Here is a 4,608-nt window from a genome sequence, read left to right on the forward strand (position 1 = left end):
GCCAGAAAATATTCTGATTCGCAATTATGATGGCAAAACCGTTTTAATCGATTTTGGTGCAGTCAAAGAAACAATGGGCACAGTGATGACTGCTTCTGGTAACTTCAGCACGTCGATTGTAATTGGTACACCAGGATTTATGCCTAGCGAACAAACTGCGGGTCGTCCTGTGTTTTCTAGTGACTTGTATAGTTTAGGACTAACAGCGATTTATTTGCTGACAGGCAAGATTCCCCAACAACTAGCATCCGATCCTGCTACAGGTGAGATTTTGTGGCGACATCATGCTTTGAGTATTAGTCCCAGTTTTGTGAGTATTTTAGATCGAGCGATCGCATCTTACCCTCGCGATCGATACTCCAGTGCTAAAGAAATGCTACAAGCATTGCAGATGGGAGTCCCACCAATTGCACCTATCATACAGCCATCCAATCCCATATCAGTTTCTACACCGCCACCAGTCCCATACGCCCAGCCTCCAAAAGTTGTATCAGCTACACCAGCAGGATTTTCATCCCAACAGCCAGTTTACTCCGGGCGATCGCCACAGAATCATGGTATGAATGATTGGCAAAAAGCAGTAATTATAGGTGGTGTCATTGGTGTATGTGTGGTTGCTGGTTTATGGTTAAGGGAACAACTACCTAATCCACCACAGCCTTCGCCTTCACCAACTGTAGTAAACGTACCCACCCCCTCCCCAACACCATCTGAACCAACTCGAACAATTTCTAATATTCAGCCACAATCACCAAGCCCAAGCCCAGTACAACCAACATTTTCCCCAGAGCCTAGTCCAGACATTCCTTCCAATACAAATACTAGCAGCATCACTACTCCTTTCCAACCAGAATTAACAACTACAGATGCGGAAAACTTAATTTATAAATGGCTACAGGCAAAGCGAGTTATGTTTGGTCGTAATTACGATCCTCAACCAGCTAGTGAATTGACAGTAGATCCCCTATACGAAGGCACCGCTGGGGCTAACGGTTCTATCAATTCTCTAAAGAGAGATGGTGAATACTATGAATACCCCTTACAAAGAATTGATAGTGTGGATTATTTTGATGTCAATGGTAGCGAAGCGACAATTCAACTAAAAGTTACTGAAGACCGCAAACTTTATAAGAGAAACGGAGATATTAATCCCAATGAAACAGATTTTAAAACCAGGACAGTAATCTACAAATTAAAATTTGATGATGATCGCTGGAAAATAGCTTCATTTGAAATTATTAAAGATTAAATTATTAATTATGACATTCTTGAAAAGATTTCCTTATTTTGTACGTTTGTTTGGAATAGCTACAATAGTTTCATTTAGTGTGGTAATTTGTGGTGCATTACTGATACGAATGTCAGTCACAACTCCTTCTGTTAAAGCTACTACAAATCCAATTCCATCTAGTATAGTTACTTCTAAATCAAACTCAATTCCACCTGTCCTACCAACTGTAGCTATTACGACTAATTCCACACCAATAGCTATAGATAGCTTATCACCAGTTAAGCAACAATCCATAACTGGTAAAATCATCTATGGACATTTTCCCTATGCACAAGCTGATCCAAAGCAAATGATGATCGTAGGTAGCTATGCTAGCGGAACAGAACAAAGATTTGAGTTTCTAAATCCAGAAGCTTGTCAAGCATTCATGAAGATGATTTACGCAGCAAGAGATGCAGGTGTTTGGATAATCCCTGTTTCAGGTTTTCGCAGCGTACAGCAACAAGAAAAATTATTTCAAAACCAAATTAAGCGTCACGGTTCTGCAAAAGAAGCAGCAAAAATCAGCGCTCCTCCTGGACATAGCGAACATCACACAGGCTTTGCTATAGATTTAACAGATGGTAAATCTCCCAAACAGGATATTACTTTTGCATTTGAAAATACAGATGCTTATCGCTGGCTGACTCGATACGCTAAAGAATTTGGCTTTGAAATGTCTTTTCCTTCTAACAATGGCCAAGGAGTAAGTTTTGAGCCTTGGCACTGGCGATATGTAGGTTCACAAGATGCAGCAGCAATATTTGCTAATGCAAGAAATAAATCATAAATAATGTCAATTTAAAAATTACTAAATTGGTAGCTCAAAATTATTTTTATGAGCTATGGTTATTTTTATTTAATTAACACTTAAGTACTTTGCAAGTATCTATTTATATTTTGAAAAGCTTGCACATTCCAAATTAGGGAGAACCGACTTGCTTTACAATAATTTTGTAGCGCTGATTTTACAACCATGACGGCTACTTTACCTGTTAGTGTCGAATCAGAAATTTTCTATCCCAGTGCTGATGGTCAACCAGTGGCAGAAACCTACGACCACCTTTATGCTTTACTAACTACCTTAGAAGTCCTGAAACAGTATTTGGCAAATCGTCAGGCAACAGTCTTGGCAAATCAATTTCTTTACTATGCACAGGGCTTTCCCAAGTTGCGGGTAGCGCCAGATGTGATGGTGATTTTTGATGTTACACCCGGCGGTCGGGACAACTATAAAATCTGGGAAGAGGGTCAAGTACCGACAGTTATTTTTGAAATGACATCCTTTGGTACTAAGGGACAAGACGAAATCTTCAAAAAGACCCTCTATGAGCAGCTAGGTGTCAAGGAATACTGGCTATTTGACCCTAAAAGCGAGTGGGTGGAACAACAGTTACGTGGCTATCGCTTGCGGGGAGAAATCTACGAACCTATAGAGGATGGACGCAGTGAACCATTACAACTACGCTTGGTGGTTGAGGAAAGGCTAATTGGGTTTTATCGAGAGGATACAGGGGAAAAATTACTGATTCCTGGTGAACTGGCACAGGCTTTACGACAGGAAGTTTTAGCAAGACAGCAAGCAGAAGAACTGTTAGAACAGGAACGCCAACGAGCAGAACAGGCAGAATTGCAAATAGAACAGTTAAAGGCGAGGTTGCGATCGCTCAATGTAGACCCCGATACTATTCAGTAACGAGTGCGGCTTTTTTGAAAAGACTAATTTTATTTTGGTGTAAAGTTCAAAAACAGAATTATATATTTTATGTGAGTAAAGTATCACTACAAAGGAGTTTCTAAAAACCACTCATAACCAGCTTTAAACTGAGATTTACCATTTTGTTCAATTATGCTGCCATGCGCCATGATTACTCGTTCAAAATCCCAAGTGAGAAGCTGTTGAATTGACCATTTAACTTTGACTTTATCCTGAGTTGCAAATTTCTCCAATAACGATGGACGAAGTTGGTTGTAACCACCTAGAAGTTTAGCTACTAACCTTGTGCTTGGCGAACATTGATCATCAAAATGGAAAACTGTATCAGTGACAATCAAAGTCCGGCTTTTGACATGAAAAAAGACGCATTCATTGAGTGGTGAAAATCCACTAGTATCCAGTGTGTTAAAGCCTTGTACTAATAAATATTCAACCCCATCAATCAGGTGAATAGTGCGATCGCTAATAATCTGGTCGATTTGCAAATCTGGTCGTTTCCGCTCTAGACCAGATACTACCCATAGTTTGGCACGAGGATAGCACAGCTTGAAGTCAGCAACAAATAGATGATGATACAAGTTGGGGGCGACGATGTAAATAACTTCTCCCAATTGATTTAGCTCATTGATAGTTGCGTCATCTATGCCAATAGGTGATATCACCATTAATTTACCACTGGTTAGACGAATCACAGTCATCCTCGTCCCTACTTCCAAGCCAAAATATTTTAGGGGTTGTTCAGCAACCCAAAGGTCAGTATCAATTGCTTTAAGCATTATAATTTTTGAGTTAGAACCGTCGCTGGACTATAAAAATTGCTGCACGCTGTAGTAAAGACAAGCCAGACTGCCGACGATATAAACTAGCCAAGTTCCGAAAAAACCGATCGCCCTGCCCGGTGATGGGCCATAAGTCTGTATTAATCCCCAGGCATGGGCAATCCGAGCTACTGTCAATAGAGTACCTAGCATCCACAACAGTCCGTTAAGAGCTTGCATCCACTCTAGGGCAATTAGGAACATGAGGCTAAGGGGTACGTATTCTGTAAAGTTCCCATGCGCTCGGATAGTACGCTGTAACACCCCATCTTCCATGTTTTTCGTGACAATAGATTGTTGTGTTATTTTTTCCACAAACTCTGCCCAAGTATTCGGATGATCTAAGTAATTGGGCTGTGAGGCAACCTCAGATAAAGATGCACCATGCCAAATCCGAGTACGGGTGCGCTCCATTGCCACTCGATAGGATAAACCCAGAGCAAGTAGCCCATGACAGCCGATAAAGAAGGTTGAAATAGGAATCAGAACAGGCATTGACAATCACTCGAATCAAAATCCTAACTTTGAAAATACTTGCCTGCAATTGTTACTGTCTTTTCAATTCTTGCGGAATATCGAAATCTACTTTTTGAGACAATCGGGTTGAAGTATTTAACAAACAGAATTCGGGAGTCAGGAGCCAGAATTCAGAATTTAATTCTGTGTGAGTGGCTTATGAATAAAGGGGTTTAAGTCCCCCACCAAATTAATTCTGGATTTTGCATTCTTCTTCAAATTGCTGTTAATACTTGATTGTCTCTGCCCATGAATCTGCTAAAAGAGTTTTTGTTCAATCCCCCAGA

General features: G+C 40.5%; 6 protein-coding genes. 3 read left to right on the plus strand and 3 right to left on the minus strand.

Features of this window, described 5'->3' with window-relative positions; translation table 11 throughout:
- The coding region (locus RRG12_RS41415; RefSeq protein ID WP_420763179.1) for an IMS domain-containing protein at nucleotides 1-1,249 on the plus strand (1,249 nt) is incomplete at its 5' end.
- 33 nt (nucleotides 1,250-1,282) lie between these two features.
- Here RRG12_RS41415 and RRG12_RS41420 read toward each other — a convergent pair.
- A complete protein-coding gene (locus tag RRG12_RS41420) occupies nucleotides 1,283-1,540 on the minus strand; it encodes a hypothetical protein (RefSeq protein ID WP_420758979.1) in 258 nt (85 codons plus the stop codon).
- 40 nt (nucleotides 1,541-1,580) lie between these two features.
- Between RRG12_RS41420 and RRG12_RS41425 the strand changes: the two genes are divergently transcribed.
- Both RRG12_RS41425 and RRG12_RS41430 read left to right on the plus strand, forming a co-directional pair.
- Nucleotides 1,581-2,060, plus strand: coding sequence for a M15 family metallopeptidase (locus RRG12_RS41425; RefSeq protein WP_420758980.1), 480 nt, complete (start codon nucleotides 1,581-1,583; stop codon nucleotides 2,058-2,060).
- 186 nt (nucleotides 2,061-2,246) lie between these two features.
- Nucleotides 2,247-2,966: a Uma2 family endonuclease gene (locus RRG12_RS41430; protein ID WP_420758981.1), complete on the plus strand. Its 720-nt coding sequence runs from the start codon at nucleotides 2,247-2,249 to the stop codon at nucleotides 2,964-2,966.
- Between the two features lie 86 nt (nucleotides 2,967-3,052).
- On the opposite strand, the gene RRG12_RS41435 is transcribed toward RRG12_RS41430, so the two are convergent.
- Together RRG12_RS41435 and RRG12_RS41440 are read right to left on the minus strand one after the other, a co-directional pair.
- Nucleotides 3,053-3,763 carry a DUF4336 domain-containing protein gene (locus tag RRG12_RS41435; protein ID WP_069072893.1) on the minus strand — a complete coding sequence of 237 codons (711 nt, stop codon included), beginning with the start codon at nucleotides 3,761-3,763 and terminating at the stop codon, nucleotides 3,053-3,055.
- A 30-nt stretch (nucleotides 3,764-3,793) separates the two neighbouring features.
- A complete protein-coding gene (locus RRG12_RS41440) occupies nucleotides 3,794-4,300 on the minus strand; it encodes an MAPEG family protein (RefSeq protein WP_289799075.1) in 507 nt (168 codons plus the stop codon).
- Nucleotides 4,301-4,608: the final 308 nt, after the last annotated feature.

This window comes from Nostoc sp. CALU 546, from assembly GCF_048836525.1.

Bases quoted from the DNA above. Each gene is read 5' to 3' on its own strand.
- RRG12_RS41420 (WP_420758979.1), bottom strand. From the start codon at position 1,540: ATGATTTTACCAGTTATGGATTGTTGCTTAACTGGTGATAAGCTATCT.
- RRG12_RS41425 (WP_420758980.1), top strand. From the start codon at position 1,581: ATGATGATCGTAGGTAGCTATGCTAGCGGAACAGAACAAAGATTTGAG.
- RRG12_RS41430 (WP_420758981.1), top strand. From the start codon at position 2,247: ATGACGGCTACTTTACCTGTTAGTGTCGAATCAGAAATTTTCTATCCC.
- RRG12_RS41435 (WP_069072893.1), bottom strand. From the start codon at position 3,763: ATGCTTAAAGCAATTGATACTGACCTTTGGGTTGCTGAACAACCCCTA.
- RRG12_RS41440 (WP_289799075.1), bottom strand. From the start codon at position 4,300: ATGCCTGTTCTGATTCCTATTTCAACCTTCTTTATCGGCTGTCATGGG.